Origin of the sequence: Stutzerimonas stutzeri (assembly GCF_002890895.1) — a bacterium.
Taxonomy (GTDB): Bacteria; Pseudomonadota; Gammaproteobacteria; order Pseudomonadales; family Pseudomonadaceae; genus Stutzerimonas; species Stutzerimonas stutzeri_AB.
This window is the reverse complement of record NZ_POUL01000001.1, coordinates 567,423-592,442: the sequence shown is the minus strand read 5'-3', so window position 1 is coordinate 592,442 and position 25,020 is coordinate 567,423. Positions and strand designations below refer to the sequence as shown.

At 60.2% G+C, this 25,020-nt stretch carries 17 protein-coding genes; 11 read left to right on the top strand and 6 right to left on the bottom strand.

What is annotated here, in order from left to right:
- Positions 1-27: 27 nt before the first annotated feature.
- The 5 genes from fadD2 (at position 28) to CXK96_RS02755 (ending at position 9,195) form a co-directional block, all read left to right on the top strand.
- Positions 28-1,716, top strand: a complete 1,689-nt coding sequence (fadD2, locus tag CXK96_RS02775; RefSeq protein ID WP_102834959.1) for a long-chain-fatty-acid--CoA ligase FadD2 — start codon at positions 28-30, stop codon at positions 1,714-1,716.
- Between the two features lie 212 nt (positions 1,717-1,928).
- Entirely contained in the window at positions 1,929-3,617 is a 1,689-nt protein-coding gene (gene fadD1, locus CXK96_RS02770) for a long-chain-fatty-acid--CoA ligase FadD1 (protein WP_102834958.1), read from the top strand.
- Between the two features lie 180 nt (positions 3,618-3,797).
- On the top strand, positions 3,798-5,483 hold the full coding sequence (locus tag CXK96_RS02765) for a methyl-accepting chemotaxis protein (RefSeq protein ID WP_102834957.1): 1,686 nt from the start codon (positions 3,798-3,800) through the stop codon (positions 5,481-5,483).
- 166 nt (positions 5,484-5,649) lie between these two features.
- A complete protein-coding gene (locus CXK96_RS02760; protein WP_102834956.1) occupies positions 5,650-7,335 on the top strand; it encodes a methyl-accepting chemotaxis protein in 1,686 nt (561 codons plus the stop codon).
- A gap of 255 nt (positions 7,336-7,590) precedes the next feature.
- Positions 7,591-9,195: a M28 family metallopeptidase gene (locus CXK96_RS02755; RefSeq protein ID WP_102834955.1), complete on the top strand. Its 1,605-nt coding sequence runs from the start codon at positions 7,591-7,593 to the stop codon at positions 9,193-9,195.
- 43 nt (positions 9,196-9,238) lie between these two features.
- Here the strand turns inward: CXK96_RS02755 and CXK96_RS02750 are convergent, their stop codons facing one another.
- Both CXK96_RS02750 and CXK96_RS02745 read right to left on the bottom strand, forming a co-directional pair.
- Positions 9,239-10,120 (bottom strand): hypothetical protein, encoded by an 882-nt coding sequence (locus tag CXK96_RS02750; protein WP_146030686.1) that lies wholly within the window; start codon positions 10,118-10,120, stop codon positions 9,239-9,241.
- Between the two features lie 8 nt (positions 10,121-10,128).
- Entirely contained in the window at positions 10,129-10,827 is a 699-nt protein-coding gene (locus tag CXK96_RS02745) for a hypothetical protein (RefSeq protein WP_256061623.1), read from the bottom strand.
- Between the two features lie 253 nt (positions 10,828-11,080).
- On the opposite strand from CXK96_RS02745, the gene hrpA reads away from it, so the two are divergent.
- Positions 11,081-15,220, top strand: coding sequence for an ATP-dependent RNA helicase HrpA (gene hrpA, locus CXK96_RS02740; protein WP_102834952.1), 4,140 nt, complete (start codon positions 11,081-11,083; stop codon positions 15,218-15,220).
- Positions 15,221-15,361: 141 nt separating this feature from the next.
- Here the strand turns inward: hrpA and CXK96_RS02735 are convergent, their stop codons facing one another.
- Positions 15,362-17,479 carry a TonB-dependent receptor gene (locus CXK96_RS02735; protein ID WP_102834951.1) on the bottom strand — a complete coding sequence of 706 codons (2,118 nt, stop codon included), beginning with the start codon at positions 17,477-17,479 and terminating at the stop codon, positions 15,362-15,364.
- Between the two features lie 137 nt (positions 17,480-17,616).
- Entirely contained in the window at positions 17,617-18,606 is a 990-nt protein-coding gene (locus CXK96_RS02730) for a ribonuclease Z (RefSeq protein ID WP_102834950.1), read from the bottom strand.
- A 198-nt stretch (positions 18,607-18,804) separates the two neighbouring features.
- Between CXK96_RS02730 and CXK96_RS02725 the strand changes: the two genes are divergently transcribed.
- The 3 genes from CXK96_RS02725 (at position 18,805) to CXK96_RS20710 (ending at position 20,631) form a co-directional block, all read left to right on the top strand.
- Positions 18,805-19,587 carry a sulfite exporter TauE/SafE family protein gene (locus CXK96_RS02725; RefSeq protein WP_102834949.1) on the top strand — a complete coding sequence of 261 codons (783 nt, stop codon included), beginning with the start codon at positions 18,805-18,807 and terminating at the stop codon, positions 19,585-19,587.
- Between the two features lie 75 nt (positions 19,588-19,662).
- On the top strand, positions 19,663-20,406 hold the full coding sequence (locus tag CXK96_RS02720; protein ID WP_102835040.1) for a Mut7-C RNAse domain-containing protein: 744 nt from the start codon (positions 19,663-19,665) through the stop codon (positions 20,404-20,406).
- Between the two features lie 48 nt (positions 20,407-20,454).
- Complete coding sequence (locus CXK96_RS20710) at positions 20,455-20,631, top strand: hypothetical protein (RefSeq protein ID WP_180981476.1); 177 nt, start codon at positions 20,455-20,457, stop codon at positions 20,629-20,631.
- Between the two features lie 28 nt (positions 20,632-20,659).
- Here the strand turns inward: CXK96_RS20710 and CXK96_RS02715 are convergent, their stop codons facing one another.
- Positions 20,660-21,277, bottom strand: coding sequence for a cysteine hydrolase family protein (locus CXK96_RS02715; protein ID WP_102834948.1), 618 nt, complete (start codon positions 21,275-21,277; stop codon positions 20,660-20,662).
- A gap of 138 nt (positions 21,278-21,415) precedes the next feature.
- Here CXK96_RS02715 and CXK96_RS02710 point away from each other — a divergent pair, with 138 nt between their 5' ends.
- A complete protein-coding gene (locus CXK96_RS02710; RefSeq protein ID WP_102834947.1) occupies positions 21,416-22,369 on the top strand; it encodes a helix-turn-helix domain-containing protein in 954 nt (317 codons plus the stop codon).
- Positions 22,370-22,423: 54 nt separating this feature from the next.
- Here CXK96_RS02710 and CXK96_RS02705 read toward each other — a convergent pair whose 3' ends face one another.
- Positions 22,424-23,587 carry a DUF1624 domain-containing protein gene (locus tag CXK96_RS02705; RefSeq protein WP_102834946.1) on the bottom strand — a complete coding sequence of 388 codons (1,164 nt, stop codon included), beginning with the start codon at positions 23,585-23,587 and terminating at the stop codon, positions 22,424-22,426.
- 811 nt (positions 23,588-24,398) lie between these two features.
- Between CXK96_RS02705 and CXK96_RS02700 the strand changes: the two genes are divergently transcribed.
- On the top strand, positions 24,399-24,929 hold the full coding sequence (locus tag CXK96_RS02700) for a DUF3455 domain-containing protein (RefSeq protein WP_102834945.1): 531 nt from the start codon (positions 24,399-24,401) through the stop codon (positions 24,927-24,929).
- Positions 24,930-25,020 lie beyond the last annotated feature (91 nt).

Here is a 25,020-nt window from a genome sequence, read left to right as displayed (position 1 = left end):
CACTCTCAGGTATAGAGGCCAATAACAATGCAACCTGACTTCTGGAATGACAAACGCCCCGCCGGTGTGCCTAACAACGTGGATATGGGCGGTTTTCGCTCGGTTGTGGAAGTATTCGAGCGCTCCTGCAAGACACACGCAGACCGTCCCGCATTCAGCAACATGGGCGTGACGCTGACCTATGCGGACCTGGAGCGGTACTCGGCGGCTTTCGCGGCCTGGCTGCAGAACCACACTGACCTGCAACCCGGCGATCGCATCGCGGTGCAGATGCCCAACCTGCTTCAATACCCTATTGCTGTCTTCGGTGCCCTGCGCGCCGGGCTGATCGTGGTCAACACCAACCCGCTGTACACCGCGCGGGAGATGCGCCACCAGTTCAAGGATTCCGGTGCACGGGCGCTGGTATACCTGAATACCTTCGGCAAGCTGGTACAGGAGGTCGTACCCGATACGGGCATCAAGGTCCTCATCGAGGCGCGTATCGGCGACATGTTGCCATCGCTCAAAGGGCTGCTGGTCAACGCCGCGGTCAAGCATGTGAAAAAGATGGTGCCGGCGTACAGCCTGCCCCAGTCCGTTTCGTTCAAGCACGTGCTGCGTGATGGCGCTCGACACGGGCTCAAGCCGGCGTCGCTGACGCTGGACGATGTTGCGGTCCTGCAATACACCGGCGGGACGACTGGCGTGGCTAAAGGCGCCATGCTGACTCATGGCAACCTGGTCGCCAATATGCAGCAGGTCCACGCCAACATGCAGCAGCTGGACGAGCAGGGGCACACGATCATCAAGGAAGGGCAGGAGATCATGATCGCGCCGCTGCCGCTGTATCACATCTATGCCTTCACGGTTAACTGCATGTGCATGATGGTGACCGGCAACCATAACGTGTTGATCACCAACCCTCGCGACATCGATGGCTTCGTCAAGGAGCTGCAGAAGTGGCAGTTCACCGCTTTCCTCGGACTGAACACCCTGTTCGTCGCGCTCATGTCGCACCCCCAATTCAAGAAAATCAATTTCGCCTCGCTCAAGGGCACCAACTCAGGTGGTACGGCGCTGGTTTCCGCGGTGGCCGAGCGCTGGAAAAGCATGACTGGCGTCACTGTGACCGAAGGCTATGGCTTGACTGAAACCTCACCCGTGGTCTGCGCTAATCCCCACGGCGACGGTTCACGTCTGGGCACCGTTGGCCTGCCGGTACCGGGCACGACGTTGAAAGTGATCGACGATGACGGCAGTGAGCTCCCTCTCGGTGAGCGCGGTGAGTTGTGCGTCAAAGGTCCTCAGGTAATGAAGGGCTACTGGCAGCGTCCCGACGCCACCGCCGAAGTGCTAGATGCCGAGGGCTGGCTCAAAACCGGCGATGTCGCGGTGATCGATGAGGATGGTTTTGTTCGCATCGTCGATCGCAAGAAGGACCTGATCATCGTGTCCGGTTTCAATGTCTACCCCAACGAGATCGAAGATGTGGTCATGGCGCATCCGAAGGTGGCTGCCTGCGCAGTGATCGGCGTGCCCGACGAAAAGTCCGGTGAAGCAGTGAAACTGTTCGCCGTGCGCAGCGATGCCAGCCTGACCGTCGATGAGTTGAAGGCTTATTGCAGAGAGAATTTCACGGGATACAAGGTGCCTCGCCAAATAGTATTCCGCGACTCGCTGCCAATGACTCCGGTGGGCAAGATTCTGCGCCGGGAATTGCGCGATCAGGCCTGATCTCAGCGATACCTGAGATTGCTCTCGAAGTGACCGGTAAATCCTGATCGGTCACTTTGTGCCCTTTTTGCTCTGGCTGGACACTGTTCGGCCAGTTCCAAAACTGCTAACCTCGAATCCACTTTTTGGCCGGAAGTTCCGTACAAAAATTAACAAAACACAACAAAACAGCTGCTATATGCAGTAAAGCTGTCGCTTAGGAGTGGGGTTACATGACCGATAACTTCTGGAAGGATAAGTATCCTGTCGGGGTCAACAGTGAGATCAATCCCGATGAGTACCAGAACATTCAGGCTGTGCTCAAACAGTCCTGTGAGCAATTCGCAGACAAGCCTGCCTTCAGTAATCTCGGCAAGACCCTGACCTACGGTGAGCTGTACAAACTGTCCGGTGAGTTTGCTGCCTATCTTCAGCAGTACACCGATCTGCAGCCAGGTGATCGCATCGCGGTCCAGCTGCCCAACGTCATTCAGTATCCTATCGTCGTGTTTGGCGCCATGCGGGCTGGGCTTGTGGTGGTCAATACCAACCCGCTCTACACGTCGCGCGAGATGGAGCACCAGTTCAACGACTCCGGCGCCAAGGGGCTGGTCTGCCTCGCCAATATGGCCCATCTGGCAGAAGAAGTGCTGCCGAAGACAGGCATCCGGCACGTCGTAGTGACTGAGGTTGGCGATATGCTGCCAACCGTCAAGCGCATGCTGGTTAACGCCGTGGTCAAGCATGTAAAGAAAATGGTGCCGGCTTACAACTTGCCGAAAGCGGTCAAGTTTACCGACGCCATGGCGCTGGGCCGTGGCAAGGTGGCGCGCGAAGCCAATCCGGCCGGTGATGATGTGGCGGTTCTGCAATATACCGGTGGTACTACAGGCGTGGCCAAGGGTGCGATGCTGACCCACCGCAACATCGTCGCTAACATGCTGCAGTGTCGCGCCCTGATGGGCTCGGAGCTGGGCAACGGCTGCGAAACGATGGTCGCGCCGCTGCCGCTTTACCACATCTATGCGTTTACCTTTCACTGCATGACCATGATGCTGATCGGTGCACACAACGTGCTGATCACCAACCCGCGCGACCTGCCGACCTTCGTCAAGGACCTGAGCAAATACCGTTTCACCGGTTTCGTCGGGCTGAATACCTTGTTTGTCGCCCTGTGCAACAACGAAGACTTCCGCAAGCTCGATTTCTCTTCGCTGAAAGCTACCTTCTCCGGCGGTATGGCACTGCAATTAGCCGCGGCCGAGCGTTGGCAGCAGGTCACCGGTTGCGAAATCTGTGAAGGTTTCGGTATGACCGAAACCAGCCCAGTGGTCTCGGTCAACCCGTTCGGTGGCATCCAGATCGGCACCATCGGCATTCCGATGCCATCGACATTGTGCAAAGTCATCGACGACGAGGGCAACGACCTGCCCATGGGCGCTATCGGCGAGCTCTGCGTCAAAGGTCCTCAGGTCATGAAGGGCTACTGGCAGCGCCAGGAAGCCACCGATGAAATCTTGGACGCTGAGGGTTGGTTGAAGACCGGCGACATCGGCATCATCCAGGACGACGGCTACATGCGCATCGTCGATCGCAAGAAGGACATGATTCTGGTCTCCGGTTTCAACGTCTATCCCAATGAACTGGAAGACGTGCTCGCAACCCTGCCAGGCGTGCTGCAGTGCGCGGCTATCGGGGTGCCGGACGAGAAATCGGGCGAGGCAATCAAGCTGTTTGTTGTGGTCAAGCCGGGCGAAAGCCTGACCAAGGAACAGGTCATGCAGCACATGCACGACAACGTCACCGGCTACAAACGACCCAAGACCGTCGAGTTCCGTGACAGTCTGCCGACTACCAACGTTGGCAAGATCCTGCGCCGAGAACTTCGCGACGAAGAGCTCAGAAAACTCGGAAAGAAATAACCGTTACTGGTACGCAAAAGCCCCGCTCTGACGGGGCTTTTGCGTTTCTATACGGCCACCGGTCAACGTAACAAACGGGTTTGTTAACTCATTTACATGCGACCTTTGGCTGCTGTCTGCCCCGCTTACTCCTTGTCACAATGACGGTATTAATCCATGTGAAAAGTGGGGTCAAAGCGCATGATTGCCAATCTTCGATTACGAGTGAAGCTGCTGCTGTTGGGAGTGGTGCCGACACTGGTGCTGGCCGTGATGCTAAGCGGCATCGCCGTCTACGAATTACGCGACCTGGCACGGCAGCAGGAGAGCAACGTCCGTGAAAGCCTGACGCAAGATCGTCGCGCCGAGCTCAAGCATTATGTCGAAGTGGCGCGCAACGCCATTGGTGCGCTCTACGACCGATCTGCCGACGGGGACATGGCGGCGAGAGCCGAAGCAGTCAGGCTTCTCGAACGACTTTCTTATGGCACCGAGGGCTATTTCTGGGGCTATGACGATCAGTCAATGAGGGTTTTCCAAGGCGATACTCGCGAAAAGATCGGTCAGAGCTTCGCTGGTTACAAGGACCCCAACGGCGTCTTTGCGATTCGCGAGCTGGTCCAGGCTGCTCAGGATGGCTCTCATTTCGTCGACTACAGCTTTGAGATGCCAGATAGCAAGGCCGTAGTGCCAAAGATCGGCTATGCCGAATACCTGCCGAAATGGAACCTGGCGTTCGGGACCTCGTTGAACCTCGATGGTGTCGAGCGGGACGTGCAGGCGGCGCGCATGGCTTTCCAACAACGCATTGATCGCATGACGACCATCATGCTGGGCTCAGCTGCCGCACTGCTGGTATTGATTGCCGGGCTGGCGCTGTTCCTGAGCAACGCCATTTTGAGGCCTCTGCTGTTTGTCAAGCGCAATCTGGATGATATGGCCGCCGGAGACGGCGATCTAACCCATCGCTTACCCATCACGAGCCGCGACGAGCTGGGCGAGCTGGCTGGGTCCTTCAATCGTTTCGTTGAGAAAATCCATACGCTGGTTCAGCAGGTTGCAGGCACCACTACTCAGCTGACCGGGCTGGTAGGCGCGGTGGCCAGCCAGGCGCAGCGCTCGGAACAAGCGATGGCAGACCAACGGCATGAGACCGACCAAGTAGCCACAGCGATCAACGAAATGTCGGCTGCGGCACACGAAGTAGCGATGAGCGCGCAGCGGGCGGCGGAAGCTGCGCAGGAGACCGACCAGCAAGGCCTGGCCGCCAAGCAGGTGGTCGACCGCAGCATTGAACAGATTCACGAGCTGGTGGGCGAGCTGCGGGACAGTGGTTCTTCGCTGGAAGGACTCCAGCGGGACGTAGAGGGCATCGTCGGTGTGCTGGATGTGATCCGTGCGATTGCCGAGCAAACCAACCTGCTGGCGCTGAACGCGGCGATCGAAGCGGCCCGTGCCGGGGAAGCCGGTCGAGGTTTCGCCGTGGTCGCAGACGAAGTGCGGGCCCTCGCCAGCCGCACCCAGCAGAGCACCGGTGAAATCCAGAGCATGATCGACCGTCTGCAGAGCGCAACTTCGCACACCGTAGGCACCATGCGACGCGCCAGTGAGAAGGGCGAGGCAACGCAAGTGCAGGCCAACCAGGCCGGCGAGTCACTGGACGCCATCGCCGCGCTGATCGGCACCATCAACTCGATGAACGCTCAGATCGCCAGCGCGGCTGAAGAGCAGACAGCGGTGGCTGAAGAGATCAACCGCAGCGTGCACCACATTGCCGATGCGGTGGATGGGGTGGCCAGCGATGCAACCGAAGGTGCTCAGACCGCACGTGAGCTTGATGGGCTAGGCGGACGCCTGCAGGGACTGGTTGGACAGTTCCGCGTTTAATTGCCGTCGCGACCACCTGCCTTGACTGGGGGTAAAGCTTCCACGTTTACGGTCCGTAACAAAAAAGGAGTCAAGAAATTTAAGCTCAAGCCGAAAGTGGTCGTAACGATAAATTGACGCCTTAATCACGGCGATTTATGTTTTCGACTGACTTGGTGACCAAAAAATGCTTTCTAATTTGCGCCTGCGTGTGAAGTTGCTACTGCTTGCACTTGGGCCGATTCTTCTTCTGGCCATGCTGTTCAGCGGCCTCGCAGTCCACGAATTACGTAGTCTCGCTGAACAGCAGGAACAACAGACCCGCCAGAGCTTGATCAATGACCGCCGCGCCGAGTTGCAACATTATGTCCAGCTGGCCCGTAATGCGTTGAAGCCTATATATGATGCCTCCGCTGACGGTGATCTAGAGGCGCGCGACAGGGCAGTGGCCGTTCTAGAGCAACTGTCCTATGGCAAAGACGGCTATTTCTGGGGTTATGACAGCCAGGCCGTGCGGATCTTGCAGGGTAATACCCGAGACAAGATTGGCCAGAGCTTTTATGACTTCCGTGATCCCAACGGCGTGTACGCCATCCGCGAGTTGGTCGAGGCTGGGCAGAACGGTACGCACTATGTGGATTACAGCTTTGTGCTCGGGGGCAGCAGTACGGTGGTGCCGAAGATCGGCTACGCCGATTACCTGCCGAAATGGAAGCTGGTCTTCGGTACCTCTTTGAACCTCGACGGTGTAGAGCGAGATGTGCAAGCTGCGCGTGCCGAGTTCCAGCAGCGCATCGATGCGCTAGTCGGCATTATGCTGGGTTCTTCCGCAGCGTTGTTGGCACTGATTGCAGTCTTGGCGGTGTTCATGAGCAACGCACTGCTGCGTCCTCTGTTGCTGATCAAGACCAAGCTGGACGATATGGCCGCCGGAGACGGCGATCTAACCCATCGCTTGCCCATCACGAGCCGCGACGAGCTGGGCGAGCTGGCCGGCTCCTTCAATCGTTTCGTAGAAAAGATCCATACCCTGGTTCAGCAGGTTGCTGGCACCACGACTCAGCTGACCGGGCTGGTTGGCGCGGTGGCCAGCCAGGCGCAGCGCTCGGAACAGGCGATGGCAGACCAGCGACATGAGACCGATCAGGTAGCCACGGCGATCAACGAAATGTCGGCTGCTGCACACGAGGTTGCGATGAGCGCGCAGCGGGCGGCAGAAGCTGCGCAGGAGACCGACCAGCAAGGCCTGGCTGCCAAGCAGGTGGTCGACCGCAGCATTGAACAGATTCACGAGCTGGTGGGCGAGCTGCGGGACAGTGGTTCTTCACTGGAAGGACTCCAGCGGGACGTCGAGGGCATCGTCGGTGTGCTGGATGTGATCCGTGCGATCGCCGAGCAAACCAACCTGCTGGCGCTGAACGCGGCGATCGAAGCGGCCCGCGCCGGGGAAGCCGGTCGAGGTTTCGCCGTGGTCGCAGACGAAGTGCGGGCCCTCGCCAGCCGCACCCAGCAGAGCACCGGTGAAATCCAGAGCATGATCGACCGTCTGCAGAGCGCAACTTCGCACACCGTAGGCACCATGCGACGCGCCAGTGAGAAGGGCGAGGCAACGCAAGTGCAGGCCAACCAGGCCGGCGAATCACTGGACGCCATCGCCGCGCTGATCGGCACCATCAACTCGATGAACGCCCAAATCGCCAGTGCCGCGGAAGAACAGACCGCGGTGGCTGAAGAGATCAACCGCAGCGTGCACCACATCGCCGATGCGGTGGACGGTGTTGCCAGCGACGCGGCCGAAGGTGCTCAGACCGCACGTGAGCTCGATGGCCTAGGCGGACGCCTGCAGGGACTGGTTGGACAGTTCCGCGTTTAAGGGCAGCAGGCAAATGATTCCGCGCCGGCTGCGCTGCTGCACTCCACACCCGTAGGCATGGCCTGCGCATGGCCCAGACGAGGCAGGTTCAAGCGAGGCGACAGAAGGTAGCGCCGTCCGGCGCGAGAGTAAGAACCGGGACATAAGCGTCCCGGTCTAGTCCCCTATGGCCGCGTCCACTTAATGCCGTAGGGGACGATGGCGCATGCCATTTTGCGGCCTGCCCATCAATCTCGTTGCAAGGATGAGTTACCCATGCAAAAGAAAAACAATGCACGTCGGGTAGTTGCTTCTTTCGCTTTACTGGCTTCCACCGCAGCACTCGCCGCGCCCACTTCGGACATCGCTGCGTTCGATGATTACTGGAGCCCTGGCAAGCCCGACTCACGGGTTTGCCGCTCGCCGCTGCTGGTAGGTTCGCCGCTCGGGCTGCCTCGCTGTATGCAGGCGAGTAACGTCATGACGCACCTGCAGCAGCTGCAGGACATCGCCTCCCTGAACAATGGCAATCGCGCGTCCGGTCAGCCTGGTTATCAGGCATCGGTCGATTACGTACGCACCACGCTCGAGCGCGCCGGTTACCGGGTACGGGTGCAGACCTTCCCCTTCCTCGCGTTCTACCCCGAGGGGCCAGGTTCACTCGCTGCGGTCGCGCCGCAGGCTGTGCAGTACACCTGGGAGGAAGACTTCACCTATGCCGATCAGACCGACCCCGGGACCGTAACCGCGCCGGTCGTTCCGGTGGACCTCTCCCTCGGCCTCGGTAATACCTCTACCAGCGGATGTGAACCGGAAGACTTTGCAGGCTTCCCAGCTGGCGCCATTGCACTGATGCAACGCGGCGCTTGCGCGTTCGGCCAGAAGGCAACCAATGCCGCTTCGGCCGGGGCAGCGGGTGCGATCATCTTCAATCAGGGCGATACCGAGGACCGCAAGGGGCTTTTGGTTGCCACACTGGGTGAGGACTATGAGGGTGGCATCCCGGTGCTGTTCTCCACCTATGAAAATGGCGTGACCTGGGCTGAGACCGATGGGTTGCAGCTGAGCATGAACGTCGACGTGGTCCGCGAGCGGACCGAAACCTACAACGTGCTGGCCGAGACCCGGCGGGGCGATCCTGACAATGTCGTGATGGTCGGTGCGCATCTGGATTCGGTGTTCGAAGGGCCAGGGATCAACGACAACGGCTCCGGCAGTGCCGCGCTACTGGAAATGGCAACGCTGATGAGCAGGGCCTATCCGCTGAACAAGGTGCGCTTCGCCTGGTGGGGTGCCGAGGAGTCGGGGCTGGTCGGCTCGACTTACTACGTCAACCAATTGCCGGAGGAGGAGAAGGAGCAGATCAAGGCCTATCTGAACGTCGACATGATCGGCTCGCCGAATTACGCGAACTTCATCTATGACGGCGATGGCTCTGACTTTGGCCTGCAAGGTCCTCCTGGCTCGGGAGCCATCGAGCGTCTGTTCCGCTCCTACTTCCAGTTGCGCAACGCGCCATCCGAAGGCACCGAGATCGACTTCCGCTCCGACTATGCCCAGTTCTTCGATGACGGTATCGCCTTTGGCGGGCTGTTTACCGGTGCTGAAGACATCAAGACCGAGGAGCAGGCGCAGCGTTACGGAGGTGCGGCCGGACAAGCGTACGATCCGTGTTACCACAACGAATGCGACGACCTCAGCAACCTCTCGACCGAGGCGCTGGAGCTGCACGGCGATGCTTTGGCCTTCGCGACCAGCTGGCTGTCCCTGTCGACCAAGATGATCGACGACGAGATAGCGGCGGCGGCCGAGCAGAGCATCGGCGCCATGCGCATCCAGCAGGTGCAGGAGAAGTCTCGTTGGGGTCATTGGATCCGCTGACGGTTTGAAAGACCGCGCCGGCTGCCCGGCGCGGTCTTTCACATCAGCGAGCGGCGGTCTGAAGCGGTACCGATTTCAGCCAGCCCCGAAGATCCATGAACAAGGCGCGCTGACCGTCGTCGGCGAGCAGTCGTCCGCGTTCCACGAAGCGCCCCGTGCCAAGTGCGTACCTGAGCGTCTGTTCTACAGCCGTAGCACCGGCAAAGTGCTGCGACTCAAGGTCGAGAGCGAGCACGCGAAGCATCTCGCTGACTCCAGCCTGCAGTGCGTTTCGGTAAGGCTGTCCCTGGTCAGCCAGCCAGGGCTCCAGACCGACGGAAGCTGTCGAGTCGGGCTTCCAGGCTGCTGCGTCTAATACTTCTATTCGACCCCTGTAAAGCACTTCGCGACCGAAGCTGAGCGTGACCTCGGTGATCAGCCGTATGCTGTCGAGTGCTTGGCCAAGTTCGGCCTGGGGCTCGAAGCGCATCAGATAGGGGCTGTCGTGCACGACCTTGCCGAGAGATGCACACGCCAGTTCGTCACGCAACTGCTGCTCGAACCATTGGCCCAGCCCCGTTCCGGCTGTAGCCAGGCGTAACGGTGCGATTAGCTGGTCGGCCTCGTTTTGCGCATGGCTTTGTACTCGGGTCTTGTTCAGCTGACTGACCAATAGACCGCCGATCATCACGCCTGCGGCCGACGCTCCCATCGAGTTGCTCGCGCCCGAGGCTTGTACCATCGGGGCCGAGGTGCGTGAGTGATCGAGCATTCTTTGGCCATCGACCAGTACATCGCCCTGTACCAGTCGTGCGTCGCTGACCTCAACCTCGATTCGGTAGCCGTTAGCCTTGAGCAGCGCGGCGGGGTCTTGGTCGATATGTGGGCGCAATGTGTCGGGCGTGCTGCAGGCTGCAAGCGCCAGAAGTAGTACCAGTAACGGCACTCGCTCGATCATTGGGCGCTGAGCGTTTGGGCACGGAAGGGTGCCAGGATGCTCTGCTCGCTCTCGTCCAGTGCCTGGTAGAACGCGTTGGTCAGGTTCGGATAGTCCGGGCCCTCGTCCCATTCGCCATCAGCAGCACGAACCGAAGCGAAGCTCTGGTAGAACGCCAGGCGGTTGTCCGTCAGGTCGATGACCTGAGTCAGGCCGCCAACCTGAGTCAGCGGGTCGCTTGTCGGGATGACTGAATAGTAGCTGCGCTGTGTGCCCGCGACATGCAGGGTGATCAGGATCAGCTTGTCCAGCTGCTGCTGGCGTAGCGGGGTGAAGTCGTACTTGGCGTAGCCGAGCTTGGCACTGTTTTCCTTGAATTCGGAAAGCTTGATTGGTGAGAGCACCTTTGCTTTGTAGCCGCGGGTACTCAGTTCATCTACCAGCTGCTGCGGAACGGTTTCCATACCAACGAGCTCCCACGTTTCGACCTTGCTACGCAGGCCGGCCGCCAGTCCGGTGTTGATCGCCAGGTCCAGCAAACCCTGGTTGCCAGTGAGCTGAGCCGTAGGTTTGGGCAGTTCAACGATGGCGACGCCAATCGTCTTATCGCGCTCGCTCCACAAGGTGTCTTCAAGCGCGATGGGAAGCTGAGGAGAGGCACAGCCAGTAAGCCAGGCAGCGGTCAGGAGCAGGAACAAGGGTCTGAGCAATTTCACGGTACAAATCCTTTTGAGGGCGTTTTGAGGCGGCGATTCTATGAATCAGTGCTGGCATACGGCTATTTGTTAACGACGGGTGGGCAGTAAAAAGCTTGCGCCGCTTCTACTTTGAGATATTGTTCGCATTTTTGGCGCCAGAAATAAGAGGCCTCAAGGGAACAGGAGGGTTTGGTTGCGGTCCGCGTGGCGTGTCGGCTCCTATACCAATCTGCGACAATGTCCACTTTCCAGACGATCACCATGGCTGTTCATGACCGACGCAACACCAGTATTTGAACAACTCCTGAAAAATCTTGACCAGGCGATGTACGCCGACCGTCATCGCTTGCGTCGTCAGCTGCACGACCTGCGCAAAAAAGCCGGTGCCGCCCCGATTGACGAGGAACGCCTCGCTCAGTGGCTTGAGCGCTTTCAAGCTTCAGCGGCCAAGGTCGAGGCGCGGCGCCAGAGTGTGCCGGTCATGCGCTACGACGACAGCCTGCCGATTGCCGCTAAGCGCGACGAGATCAAGGCTGCGCTGGAAAAGCATCAGGTGCTGGTGATTGCGGGTGAAACCGGCTCAGGCAAGACCACTCAGCTGCCGAAGATCTGTCTGGAGATCGGACGGGGTGTGCATGGCCTGATCGGGCATACTCAACCGCGTCGGTTGGCTGCGCGCAGCGTTGCCACACGGGTTGCCGAGGAGATCGGCACGCCGCTGGGTGAGCTGGTGGGTTATCAGGTGCGCTTCGAGGATCAGAGCAAGGACAGCTCGCTGATCAAGCTGATGACCGACGGCATCCTCCTGGCCGAAACCCAGCACGATCGCTTCCTCGAACGCTACGACACCATCATCGTCGACGAGGCCCATGAACGCAGCCTCAATATCGACTTCTTGCTTGGCTACCTCAAGACGCTGCTGCCGCGCCGGCCCGACCTGAAGGTCATCATCACCTCGGCGACCATCGACCTTGAGCGCTTCTCCGAGCATTTCAATGGTGCGCCGATCGTTGAAGTCTCGGGGCGCACCTTTCCGGTCGACACCTGGTATCGCCCGCTGGCCGCCGAAACCGATGAGGACGGCAACCGCGTTGAGGATGACCTCACCGTCGACCAAGGCATTCTGGCCGCGCTGGACGAGATCGACGCCCACGAGCGCAGCATCGGCAAGCGCCCCGGCGACGTGCTGGTGTTCCTGCCGGGTGAGCGGGAAATCCGCGATGCGGCGGAGGTGCTGCGCAAGGCCAACCTGAAATTCACTGAGGTGCTGCCCCTGTATGCACGGCTGACGCCCGCCGAGCAGCAGAAGATTTTCCGGCCCGCGGCCGGCCGCAAAATCGTGCTGGCGACCAACGTTGCTGAAACCTCGTTGACCGTGCCCGGCATCCGCTACGTGATCGATTCGGGTACGGCGCGCATCAGTCGTTACAGCTACCGCGCCAAGGTGCAGCGGCTACCGATCGAGGCGGTGTCCCAGGCCAGCGCCAACCAGCGCAAGGGTCGATGCGGTCGGGTCGAGCCGGGGATCTGCATCCGGTTGTACGGCGAGGAGGATTTTCTCAGCCGGCCGGAATTCACCGATCCGGAGATTCTGCGCACCAACCTTGCGGCCGTCATCTTGCAGATGCTTCATCTGCGCCTCGGCCAGATCGAGGATTTCCCCTTTATCGAGCCGCCGGACGGCAAAGCCATCAGCGATGGCTTCAACCTGTTGCAGGAGCTGTCGGCGGTCAATCGCGAGAACCAGCTGACCCCCTTGGGCCGGCAGCTGGCGCGCCTGCCCATCGACCCACGGCTTGGGCGCATGCTGCTGGAAGCGGCGAAGATGGGCAGCGTCGCCGAGGTGCTGATCGTCGCCAGCGCACTGTCGGTACAGGACGTGCGCGAGCGCCCGGCTGATCGTCAGCAACAGGCCGACCAGGCCCACGCGCAGTGGAAGGATCCGGACTCGGATTTCGCGGCACTGATCAATCTCTGGCGCGGTTTCGAGGAGCAGCGCCAAGCGCTCGGTTCCAACCCGCTGCGCACCTGGTGTCGGAAGAACTTTCTCAACTATCTGCGGCTTCGCGAGTGGCGGGATGCGCATCGCCAGCTGACGTTGATCGTGCGGGAGCTGAAGCTCAACGATAGCGCGCAGAACCGTGGCAGCCAGCCCGCGGATGAGCGGTTACCACAGCGTCAGGATCGCCAGCACGCCGAGTCTCGCAATGCGAAGTCCGCTCAAGCTGCGGATCTCAGTAGGGTGGAAGACGGCGAAGCCTCTTCCACCGACAGACCCGCTCTGACGAAGGACAAAAAGGTCAACGTCAAGCTGGCCCAGCAAGCCGAAGCCAGCGAGGCCGCGCAGAAAGCCAAAAGCTACGCGGCGGTGCACAAGGCGATCCTGTCCGGGCTGCTCAGCCAGGTCGGGCACAAGACCGAGGAGGGCGATTTTCTCGGTGCCCGCCAGCGACGTTTTTGGGTGCATCCCTCCAGCGTTATAGGCCGCAAGAAGCCCAACTGGATCATGGCGGCCGAGCTGGTCGAAACCACCAAGCTGTTCGCGCGCATGGTCGCGAAGATCGAGCCTGACTGGATCGAGCCGCTGGCCAAGCACCTGATCAAGACCAACCACTTCGAGCCGCACTGGGAGAAGAAGCGCGGGCAGGTGGTCGCCTTTGAACAGGTCACCCTGTACGGCATGATCGTCGTGGCGCGGCGGCCGGTGCATTTCGGTCCCATCGATCCGGCCGCTGCGCGTGAACTGTTTATACGCGAGGGCCTAGTGCGCGGCGAGATGCACAGCCGCGCCAAGGCGCTCACCGCCAATCGCGAGCTGCTGGAGCTGTTTGACGAGCTGGAAGCCAAGGCCCGTCGCCGCGACATCATTGCCGACGAGGACACGCTGTTCGCCTATTACGACGCGCGCGTGCCGCAAGACATCTACCAGACCGCGAGCTTCGAGACCTGGTACAAGCGTGAAAGTCAGAAGAACCCGCAGCTCTTGGTCATGCGCGATGAGGATGTCCTGGCGCGTGACGCCAGCGAAGTCACCGCGGCGCAGTACCCGGACCATCTGCGTATTGGCGAACTGCAGCTGCCGCTGGAGTACCATTTCGAACCCAACCACCCGCGCGATGGCGTGACGCTGCGTGTGCCTGCGCCGCTGCTGCCGCAACTGCGTGCCGAGCGGCTCGACTGGCTGGTGCCGGGGTTGATCGAGGCCAAGGCCGTGGCACTGGTGCGCAACTTGCCCAAGGCGATCCGCAAGAACTTCGTCCCGGTGCCGGACTTCGTTAAGGCCGCGCTGTCGAAAATCACCTTCGCCGACGGCGCACTGCCGGATGCGCTGGGCCGCGAGCTGCTGCGCATGACCGGTGCCCGGGTGTCGGACGATGCCTGGGCGGAAGCGGCCGTGGGGCTCGAAAGCCATCTGAAGATGAACATCGAGGTGGTCGACGCCCGTGGGAAGTTCCTCGGAGAAGGCCGTGATCTGGCCGAACTGACGGCACGCTTCAGCGAAGCCAGCCAGGCCGCATTGGTGCCGCCGCAGCAGAAGGCCGAACAGAAACCGGTCGAGGCCAAAGGGTTCGCTCAGGTGGCCGAGAAGGCTCAGGCGAAGATGGCCGGCTTGTCGATGACGGTCTATCCCGCACTGGTCGAGGAGGGTGGGGTGGTCAAGGAAGGCCGTTTCCCGACCCAGGCCGAGGCCGATTATCAGCATCGCCGCGCTCTGCAGCGTTTGTTGCTGCAACAACTGGCCGAGCCGGCGAAGTACCTGCGCAACAAACTGCCAGGCCTCACCGAGCTGGCGCTGCTCTATCGCGACATGGGCAAAATCGATGCACTGGTCGAGGACATCCTGCTGGCCAGCCTCGATAGCTGCATCCTCGACGGCGAAGCCCAGCTGCCACGCGATGGCGCTGCGCTGGCGTCACTGGCCGAGCGCAAGCGCGGTGACTGGGCGACGCATGCCGAACGGCTGGCGCGCCTAACACTGGACATTCTCAAGCTCTGGCACGGGCTGCAGAAACGCTTCAAAGGCAAGATCGACCTGGCTCAGGCGGTGGCGCTGAACGACATCAAGGCGCAGCTGGCCAATTTGGTCTGTCCGGGCTTCGTGCGCGAAACACCGGGTGAGTGGTTGAAGGAATATCCACGCTACCTCAAGGCTGGCGAGCAACGCTTCGAGAAGATCGGTTCTCAGCTTCAGCGTGACCGCGTGTGGTCCGGCGAGTTGGCCGGCTACTGGGAGCAGTACCAGGCGCGACTGAAGAAGCACCAGCAGGAAGGCAAACGCGACCCCGAACTGACGGCTTACCGCTGGATGCTGGAGGAATACCGCGTATCGCTCTGGGCGCAGCAGCTGGGGACAAAGATGGCGGTGTCGGACAAGCGATTGAACAAGCAGTGGAGTCAGGTGGAGGCTTGACTGTTGAGTGTTACAGCTTCAGTTGTTCTTCAGAATCGCCGTCGTGAGCTGGCCGGGTAGGGCAGGCGGTAATACAGGCGACGAAATGAAACGAGGCGCTTATCGATAAGCGTCTCGCTAATTTCAGCTACTCGAAACCACTTAGAACCGGTAGTTGGCGCTCAGCTCTAGAGTGCGTGGCGCGCCGGGGGTGAACAGGTCGACAGAGCCGTGCGCCGAGGCGTAATACTCCTTGTCGAACACGTTGAACAGACGCAGTGCCGCATCCCACTTGGGTTGCTCATAGAACAGCGCCGCGTCGACGGTGGTGTAGCCGGGTAGCTCGGTATCGTTGTCCAGCGCGGTGTATCGGCTGCCGACGTAGTTGGCGCCCATGCCGACGCGCCAGTTGGTGTCGAGTGAGCGCACCGCCCACAGGTTGGCGCTGTGGCGTGGCGTGAGCGTCGGGACCTGACCTTCGTTGTCGACACCGTTGGTATTGCTGTTCGACTTGGTGATTTCGGCATCCAGGAAGGCGTAGCCACCATACAGCTGCCACTTGTCCGAGACCTGACCCATGAAGGTGGCTTCGAAGCCGTCGGTGCGCTGCTCACCCGCCAGTACCAGCTTGGCCGGGTTGACCGGATCGGTAGTTTTGATCTGGGTACGCTCTAGACGGAATACCGCTGCGGTCAGCGTGAGCCGGTCCTGCAACAGGTTCCATTTGGCGCCGATCTCGTAGTTCGTGGTTTCTTCCGGGTCCAGCTCAACGTTGGTCGTACTGACCTGGAACATCTCGCCCGACGGCTGATAGGAACGGCTGACCGACAGGTAGTAGGACTGCATGTCATCCGGCTGCCAGACCAGACCCGCGCGCGGGCTGAGGGTGTAATCGGTACGTTCCAGTTCGGCCTTGTTATCGAGGTCATTGCGGAAGGACTGGTCGAACTCGTCGTAGCGCACGCCCAGCAGCGCTTTCCAGTGTGGCGACAGTTCGATCAGGTCCTGGATGTAGATGCCCGTGGTTTCCTGAGTATTGAGGCCGTCCCCCGTCTTCTGATTGGCCTGGGAAGGCACCGGCAGCAGCGTATCGCCATACACCGGCACCCGCGCGACGTCGTTCTGGTTGTAGAACTGCTGATCCTTTTCCTGGCGGCCAAACTCAACGCCGTAGAGCAGTTGATGGTTCATGCCGGCAAAGACCGCGTTCTGCTTGAGCTCGGTCTGGTTGAACCAGCCATCTTCCTTACGCTGGACGTTGCCACGCTTGAGCTTGACCAGCAGGCTGCCGTCCGGAGCGGTAACGAAGCGGTTGGCATCGGTGTGTGCCAGGGTGTTGTTACGGTCCAGATCGTAGTGGTAGTAGCGGCTGGTATTGCTCAACGTGAAGGCGTCATTGATGCGGTAATCGATGCCCGCTGTCAGCGAGAAGACTTCGCTGCGGGTATAGTCCTGGCTCGCATCGGCAGAACCGAAGCGCTTGTCGCGGTCCACATCGACGGGGCGGCCGTTGAGTGCGGGAATACCGAAGTCGATCAGACGTTTGTCATACAGATACGACGCGCCGAGGTTGATTTCGAGGTCATCGGAAAGGCGGAAATAGGCCGATGGCGCCAGGGCCTTGCGTTCCAGAAAGGCATCCTCGCGGAAGGTGTCGCTGTCTTCCAGCGCGCCGGTCACCCGAAACGCCTTGTTTTGCTGTTCTTGATCCGCCCAGCCAGCATCGAATTGTGTGCGCCGCTTTCCTTCGCTGTCGAAGCTGACGCCCACTTCCTGCTCTGGCGAGAAGGTCGGCTTCTTCGTCACGCTGTTGATCAGGCCGCCGGAGGAGCCGCGACCGTAGAGCACAGCGGCCGGGCCCTTGAGCACCTCCACTCGCTCGATATTCGACATGTCCCGGTAGTAAAGCGCGTCATCGCGGATGCCATCGATGTACTGGTCGCCAATCGCACTGAAGCCTCGGATAGTGACCTGGTCGCGTTGCCCGTCGCCGTTGCTCAGGCCGATGCCCGGAACATTCTTCAGCGCGTCTTCCAGAGAATCGGCGCCCTGATCCCTGAGCACGCTTTGCGGCACCACGTTGATCGACTGCGGAATGTCGCGCAGCGGGGCGTCGATCTTCAGAGCAGTCGTGCTCGCTTCCGGCTTATAGCTTGCTTCTTCGCGGGCACCGGTTACTGCGGTAGCGGGAAGTTCAAGCGGGGAGGCGGATTGAGCATACACAGCCGGAGCGGCGAGCAGGCTGAGCAATGGCAATAGACGGGTTGCGTTTGATGGCACGGTGTCATCTCCAGTGGAAGAGGAGGCGACAATAGCGATATGTAAACTGAATGTAAATGATAGGGTTTATCATTCAGCGGGATTGCTTCTACATTTACTCGGTGGCGGTGATTCCAGGGTAAACGCAGGTGGCTGGCTCATTGGTGCTTCGCGCTCGTCCTGGCCGTACCTTCCACCCGTTGCAGCTGCCCGTGCTTGTCTAGGCTGATTCGCAACAGATCCTCAGCCAAAATCAGGTTCGCGCCAAAATGTCCTGCGGCTTCCTCTCGAATGTCTTCAATCGATAAGCCTCGACTCGGAGCGCCTTGATACCGCGCACTGAAGTGCGTCAGCACCAGATGCGGCAGCTTGACCGAGGCTGCGAAAGCGGCGACCTGCGCGGCTGTGCTATGGCCAAAATCAGCCTTGCCGGCTTCGGCAATCGCCTGGGTATAGGTAGCTTCGTGAACCAGTAGTTGCGCGCCTTGGCAGGCGTCGCGGAGCAGTTCGGGTCGGTCGTTATCGCCTGCGATAACCACACGACGCGGCGCACGGTTGAAGAGGAGATAGTCCTCGCTTAGCAGCGTACGGCCTTCGTACGCGACCTCGCGACCATGCATCAGCTCTCCCCATAGTGGGCCGCGCGGGATGCCGTCGCGGTCGAGCTTGTCGATATCGAGGCTCGGGTCCGGGCGGGTTTCGGTAAAGCTGTATCCCCAGCTCGGGACGCGATGTGAAAGGGCGGTAGCCTCGACCCGCATCTGGGAACTGGACCAGCCATCGAGCGCCTCGGTGGCATTAAATTGCAGTTCATAGGGCAACCAGCTCTGGCTCATTTCCAGCGTTGCCCTGATCCAGCCTTCGATTGCCTTCGGAGCGATGATCTCCAGTGGTTCCTGCCGCCGCGCCATTCCAGCACTGGCGAGCAGGCCCGGTAAACCGTAGCAGTGATCGCCGTGCACATGGGTGATGAACACTGCACGCAGGCCGTGAAGCGTCAGGGGTGTGTGCAGCAGTTGATGCTGGGTGGCCTCGCCACAGTCGATCAGATACCAGCCCTTGCCCTGATCTTCCAGTAGGGCTACACCGCTGACATTGCGGGACTTGGTCGGCGTGCCGGAAGAGGTACCGAGGAAGATCAGATCCATGAGGATGCTCGTGCATTTTTGTAACGCCAGTATGGCGGCTGGGTGCTGCAGGAGAAACCGGCGCCAACCGCAGCGGTGCCGTGCATATATCTTTTAGCTACTAAGAAAGCACCAACTTATATTAAGGATTGCTAGTCTCGACCGTTATGCTGCTGGCCTTTGACACGGCCCCCGCGGGCCTTAATCGGACAGCACGTGATGGAATTCGGTGTAATCGGCTTCATTGTGGCCGGCCTGCTGGTTGGCTTTATCGTTGGCATGACCGGCGTTGGCGGCGGCTCGCTGATGACGCCGATCCTGTTGTGGTTCGGCGTCAATCCGGCTGCGGCTGTTGGTACTGATTTGCTTTATGCCGCGATCACCAAAGCGGGAGGCGTCTGGGTCCATCAGAAGCATCGAAACATCGACTGGCGCCTGACCGGCTGGCTAGCGTTGGGCAGTGTTCCGGCGGCAGCGTTGATGCTCTGGCTACTCAAGGGCCTGCACGGCGATCAGGACGTGCTCAATGCTGTGATCAAGCAGTCATTGGGTGTGGTGCTGGTGCTCACGGCGCTGGCAGTGCTGTTCAAGAAACGCCTGATGTCCTTTGCGGCGCGTCTCTCAGGTCCAACCCCACGGCTCTCGCCGCGTGGCCTCAACATCCTGACCGTGGTGGTGGGCGTGTTGCTCGGCGCAATGGTCACGCTGACCTCCATCGGAGCTGGCGCGTTGGGCACCGTGGCGCTGTTCTTCCTTTACCCTTTGCTGGCCACCCGCCGACTGGTGGGCACCGAGATCGCTCACGCGGTGCCTTTGACCTTGGTAGCCGGGCTGGGCCACGCCAGCATGGGTAACATGGACTGGACCATCCTGACCTACTTGCTGATGGGGTCGTTACCGGGCATCTACCTGGGCAGCAATCTGGCCGGCCGAGTGCCTGAAGCAGTACTGCGGCCTTGTCTGGCAGTCATGCTGGCGATGATCGGGTATAAGCTGATCTGACCTATCGCAATCTTCGGGAGCGGAGCGCGCTGCGCGTGCGTAGTACAGCAGGCTCGCTTGGCGTTGCCAGACACCATGACCAATGCAACGTTTCGCTTCTATGCCAGGTTGAACGCATTCCTCCCAGTCGAGCGCCGCGGGCAGGCGTTCCGCTGTACCTGCGCCGAATCCGCCACCACCAAACATATAATCGAAGCCCTCGGCGTACCCCATACCGAAGTGGCGTTGGTCCTGGTGAACGGCGCGCCAGCTGGCCTTGATTGGCCCATCGAAAACGGTGACCGCATTGCCGTATATCCCAAGTTCGAAAAGCTGGACGTCAGTGCTTTGGCCACCGCTCAACCTTTGCCGCCCGGCCCGCCGCGTTTTGTGGCGGATGCTCACCTCGGCGGTCTGGCGCGACTGCTGCGTATGGCCGGGTTCGACACGCTGTACGACAACCACTTCGAAGATGCGGCCATGGCAGAGCTGGCCAACCGTGAACGGCGTGTCCTGCTGACCCGCGACCGTGCACTGCTGATGCACCGAGTAGTGCTGCACGGCTGTTATGTGCATGCGGTCAAACCACAAGGTCAGCTACGCGAGCTCTATCATCGGCTCGATCTGGCCAGCCATGCCCGACCCTTCAGCTTGTGTTTGAGCTGCAATGTGCGACTGCATGAAGTGGACAGGCAGGCGATACACGACCGCGTCCCGCCGCGCGTACTGGCGCGCCATGAGCGCTTCCTAGGCTGCAGTGAGTGCGACAAGATCTTCTGGGAGGGCACGCACTGGCAAGACATGCGCGCCTTGCTCGAATCCCTGACGCTCGTTGACTAGCGATCGGTTCGTATTGGTTAATGGCGTCTCAGTGCTCTGGAGCTGCCCATGCAACGCCTCAAGATGTCCTATCTCACGCCCGCCATCCCGCTGCTTGTTTCAGGAGTTGCCTGCCTGGCGATTGGTCTTGCATCGGAAGCGAAGACCTTCGTCTGGATGGCGCCCGGCTTCATGGCGACCGGTGGCGTGCTTTTATGGCTGGGCCTCCGCCGTCGGGCCGGCTGACCGGTTCGGCGGAGCTTTGCTCAATCCTTCAGCGCTGCACGGCTCGTTGATTGGACAGGTAGATATTGTCGGGTGAAAGCGCTTGCTCATCCCGCACGGCCTGTAGCCATTCGTCCGTGGTTACCACTGCCGCGAAGCCGGTGTTCATCACCACAGTGAAGGCGCGATGAATTTCCTCGGCGCTAGCTGCGCCCACCGAATTCTCGTAGGGCAACGAGCCACTGGCGTCATGCAGCAGCTCCACCTTCCAGCCTTCATGATGTGCCTGAAGCACGGTAGAAACATCGCAGTTGTGGGTCATGTAGCCCACCACCGTCAGGGTGTCGATCTGCCGTTCGCGCAGCCAGCCGCCAAGGTCGGTATTGGTCAGGGCGCTGGCCACGGATTTCTCGATGCGAAAATCGAATGGACGCTCTGCAACGGTCGGGTGCAACTCTGCCTGCTGGCTGCCGCGGGCAAACAACGGTGAACTCGCCGGCGCCAGGTGTTGCACCACTACAATCGGAATTCCTGCGTCGCGCGCCGCATCCATGGCGCGTGCGATATTGCCGAGCGACAACTGCACGTCCGGGTATTCGATGCGCAGGTTGCCTGTGACGTATTCGTTCTGTACGTCTATCACGATCAATGCACGCTTCTGGCTCATGTGAGGTGTCCTTGCTCGAGGAGGGGAAGCGCCATTGTGTCGCGGCTCGGTTGGTATCGTGAGTGGCCCGCACGACGGCTTGCGCTAAGATCGGGCCAATTTTCCCATCTCTGCGTTCTTTGACGCCAAGGGTCAATCATGCAGCCGCATCGAATCGCAGTTATTGCCTTTGACCAGATCAGCCCGTTCCACCTGTCTGTGCCGTGCCTGGTATTCAGTGAGGAAGGCTCGCGAGAGCAGGGATACTGTGTCGAGGTGTGCGCAGCCGAGCCAGGACTCCTGCGCACCACAGCGGGGTTTGCGTTGCAGGTCGACTACGGACTGGAAGCGCTGGAGCAGGCGCAGACGGTGATCATGCCGAGCTGGCGTCACGCCGATGAGCCACCGCCAGCCGCACTGCTCGATGCGCTGGTGGCCGCCCACGCCCGCGGCGCCACGCTTGTTGGGCTTTGTCTGGGCGCTTATGTGCTGGCCGCGACCGGCCTGCTCGATGGTCGTTGCGCTACGACCCATTGGGCATCGGTCGAGCATTTCAAAACACGATTTCCCTCGGTTGAGGTCAACGCTGATGTGCTCTACCTGGATGACCACGGCCTGCTGACGTCCGCAGGCACAGCCGCCGCGCTGGATTGTTGTCTCTATCTGTTGCGTAAGCACTGGGGCGCGGAGATTGCCAACCGGGTCGCTCGGCGGCTGGTCATGTCGCCCCATCGTCAAGGGGGCCAAGCGCAGTTCATCGAACAGCCCGTGCCTGCAAATCGCCGCGACACACGCCTAGGCGAATTGCTGGATTGGACACGGGCAACGCTGCATCTACCTCATACGTTGGACAGCTTGGCAGACAAGGCGATGATGAGCCGGCGTACCTTCACCCGGCATTTTCGACTGCTCACTGGTACAACCGTCAGTGGCTGGCTACTGACCGAGCGGCTGGCCCTGAGCCAGCGGCTACTGGAAACCACCGACCACCCTATCGCTGCCATTGCCTCGCTGGCCGGGTTCGGCTCCCAGGTCTCGCTACGCCAGCATTTCAGCAAAGCTCTCGGGGTTTCACCGATGCACTACCGCCAGGCCTTCCGCGGCCAGGCTTGAGCTTTCCCCCGGCTAGGCGTAACGGTCAGGCTTTCGGAGCGCGTTGCGTGTGGCTCAGAGGTACTTGAGCCACTGAATGTCCCGTCGGCGTGCCTTCAGCTCGGCAAACCAACGCACCGCCGGAAACAGTGCTACTGCCAGAACGAGCGTGCTGAGCCAGATCGGCCATACGGCGTCAAAGCCGAAATAACGCCCCTGGTTGAGCCCCCAGATGGCCGCCGCGGCGAGATAGAGCAATTTGAGTGCGTACAGGTGCAGCAGATAGAAAAACATCGGTGCGGACCCGAATACCGATAGCGGTCGCAACCAACGCCGCGTCTGGCTGCGCTCGAAGGCCAACAACAGTAGCAGGCCGCTTCCCAGCGTCAGACAGAGAAACAGCAGCGACGGCGGATACTTGGTGATGTTGAGCAGGCTCATCAGGGTTTGCGTCCCGGTCTCGCCGGCACTCCACGGCTGCTCACCGTAGCCGTTGATCAGACGCAGACCCACGAAGGCCAGCAGCGCACCCAAGCCATAGCTGCGCAACCGACTCTGCCGCGCGACCGGGTCCGCTTCACGGGCAAACCACGGACCGATGAAGTAGCCGATGGCGATTACGCCGATCCACGGCAGCAGCGGGTAAGAAGTGCGTAGGCGCAGGCTTTCAGAAATATCGATCCAGCCACGGTCATGCAGGACCGCCCACGGAATATGCATCAGCGAGTCGCTGGCGAAGTGCAGCGGGTCGAGCAGGTTGTGGCCTGCGATGATTGCCAGACCCAGAGCCGCCAGCAGTCCGCGCGGCAGCCAGAGCAATGCGGCCAGGGCAATCATGCTCAGACCGATTGCCCAGATAACCTGCAGGTAAATCACGCTCGGCGGGACCTGGAACGTCCAGGCGAAGTTGACCAGGGTGAACTCCAGCACCACCAGAAAAAGTCCGCGCTTGAGCAGAAAGTTCGAAACGGCCGCCCGCCCTGCATGTTTCTCCCCGTACAGAAACGCCGATAGACCGGTGAGCAGGATGAATACCGGCGCGCAGAGATGGGCCAGCGTCCGGCTGAAGAACAGCGCAGGTTCGGTGACCGCGACATCCATCGGATCCGGGACCTGCAGATGCAGCAGAAAGGTTTCGCGAACGTGGTCGAGCAGCATGAACAGGATGACCAGACCACGTAGCGCATCGATAGATTGCAGACGCGCCGAGGCAGGTGAGGTTGCGGTAGAGGCGGACATGGAGCACTCGCGACTGTAGACATCACGCGAATGCAGGACGCATCGCGATTTGGGCGCGATACGTTATAACAAAAGTTTGGGCGCGCCAAATGCGTCTGTTCAGGACCGTCCCCCGTTCCTTCACAGTGGGTACGACGCACTGGGTGAGGGTTCTTAAAACGGTAGCAATTACCGAGTATGGGCACGCCGACAGTCGCGAAGCCCCGGTATCTTTGGCGTCCGTGATGTTATCCACAAAACCTGTGGATAACACTGTGCACATAACTTGGATGACTCGACCAAACGCCCAGCTCACGCGGGCTACGAACAGATCGACGAGTTTTTACTCAGTATCATTAATTCCTTTTAAATCAGTTAGTTACTAGATAGTGACGCTGCGGTGGAAGGTACGTGCAGAACACGTCCAGAACGGATGCATCGAATGTGCATAAAAAAACCTGTCAACGACTTTTTTAGAAAAATTCGTTGCTATATAGCTGGACAAAACCATCGAAATGGTTAGATGAGATGGCTGAATGCTAGCTCATGCAGTTCGTCATCCTAGCCACGCTGACGCTGACGCTGACGCTGACGCTGACGCTGACGCAGTCGGCTCGGCTCGGCTCAGGAAATGTTTGTCAGAGGGGTATCACCACCTTTTCGCATTCTGATGGCGCCGCGAGCAGCCTTTCACCCTCGGCGATGGGTTCAAGGTGCAGGACAAGGCTCGCAACTTTTTTTCAAACTCACTGCATCCAATCGTCTGCCTGCTGGGTAGTACAGGTAGTGGCCGCTTGGCCGCGCAATCCGATCACTACCCGGAGATACGAAAATGGACGCAAAAAAGATCCTCTGCCTGACCGGTCTGACACTGGCCCTCGGCTGCTCTACCAGCGCTTTTGCCCAGATGGATGTACCTGAAGCCGTGCGCGTACCGGATGGCCATAAGGTCGCCATGGAAACTGTTGGCGTCGGCCAGATCACCTACGAATGTCAGGCCAAGACCGACATGCCCGGCCAGATGGCCTGGGTCTTCTTGGGGCCGAAGGCAGCGCTCAACGACCGCAGCGGCAAGCAGGTCGGCAAATACTACGGCCCGCCTGCAACCTGGGAATCGATGGACGGCTCCAAGGTGACCGGCACTCAGGTCGCCATCGCGCCGGCTGGCGAGGGCAACATCCCGCACCAGTTGGTCAAGGCCAACCCAGCTGAAGGCAAGGGCGCGATGACCGGCGTTACCTACATTCAGCGTGTCGCGACGAGAGGCGGCGTAGCGCCGGCCAAGGCGTGCGCAGCGGCTAATGAAGGGGAGCAGCAGATTGTCGATTACCAGGCCGACTATCTGTTCTGGGCCAGCAAGTGAGTAAAGCGCAGCGGGTGAAAAGCCGCTCGATATGAGCGGTGATCGCCTCTATGCTCTGACTCCCCGGCCCACATGCGCCGGGGGTGTCGAT

Coding starts and splice junctions, on each gene's coding strand:
- hrpA (WP_102834952.1), top strand. CDS start 11,081: ATGACCGACGCAACACCAGTATTTGAACAACTCCTGAAAAATCTTGAC.
- CXK96_RS02760 (WP_102834956.1), top strand. CDS start 5,650: ATGCTTTCTAATTTGCGCCTGCGTGTGAAGTTGCTACTGCTTGCACTT.
- fadD1 (WP_102834958.1), top strand. CDS start 1,929: ATGACCGATAACTTCTGGAAGGATAAGTATCCTGTCGGGGTCAACAGT.
- CXK96_RS02725 (WP_102834949.1), top strand. CDS start 18,805: ATGGAATTCGGTGTAATCGGCTTCATTGTGGCCGGCCTGCTGGTTGGC.
- CXK96_RS02730 (WP_102834950.1), bottom strand. CDS start 18,606: ATGGATCTGATCTTCCTCGGTACCTCTTCCGGCACGCCGACCAAGTCC.
- CXK96_RS02755 (WP_102834955.1), top strand. CDS start 7,591: ATGCAAAAGAAAAACAATGCACGTCGGGTAGTTGCTTCTTTCGCTTTA.
- fadD2 (WP_102834959.1), top strand. CDS start 28: ATGCAACCTGACTTCTGGAATGACAAACGCCCCGCCGGTGTGCCTAAC.
- CXK96_RS02710 (WP_102834947.1), top strand. CDS start 21,416: ATGCAGCCGCATCGAATCGCAGTTATTGCCTTTGACCAGATCAGCCCG.
- CXK96_RS20710 (WP_180981476.1), top strand. CDS start 20,455: ATGCAACGCCTCAAGATGTCCTATCTCACGCCCGCCATCCCGCTGCTT.
- CXK96_RS02720 (WP_102835040.1), top strand. CDS start 19,663: ATGACCAATGCAACGTTTCGCTTCTATGCCAGGTTGAACGCATTCCTC.
- CXK96_RS02715 (WP_102834948.1), bottom strand. CDS start 21,277: ATGAGCCAGAAGCGTGCATTGATCGTGATAGACGTACAGAACGAATAC.
- CXK96_RS02765 (WP_102834957.1), top strand. CDS start 3,798: ATGATTGCCAATCTTCGATTACGAGTGAAGCTGCTGCTGTTGGGAGTG.
- CXK96_RS02705 (WP_102834946.1), bottom strand. CDS start 23,587: ATGTCCGCCTCTACCGCAACCTCACCTGCCTCGGCGCGTCTGCAATCT.
- CXK96_RS02700 (WP_102834945.1), top strand. CDS start 24,399: ATGGACGCAAAAAAGATCCTCTGCCTGACCGGTCTGACACTGGCCCTC.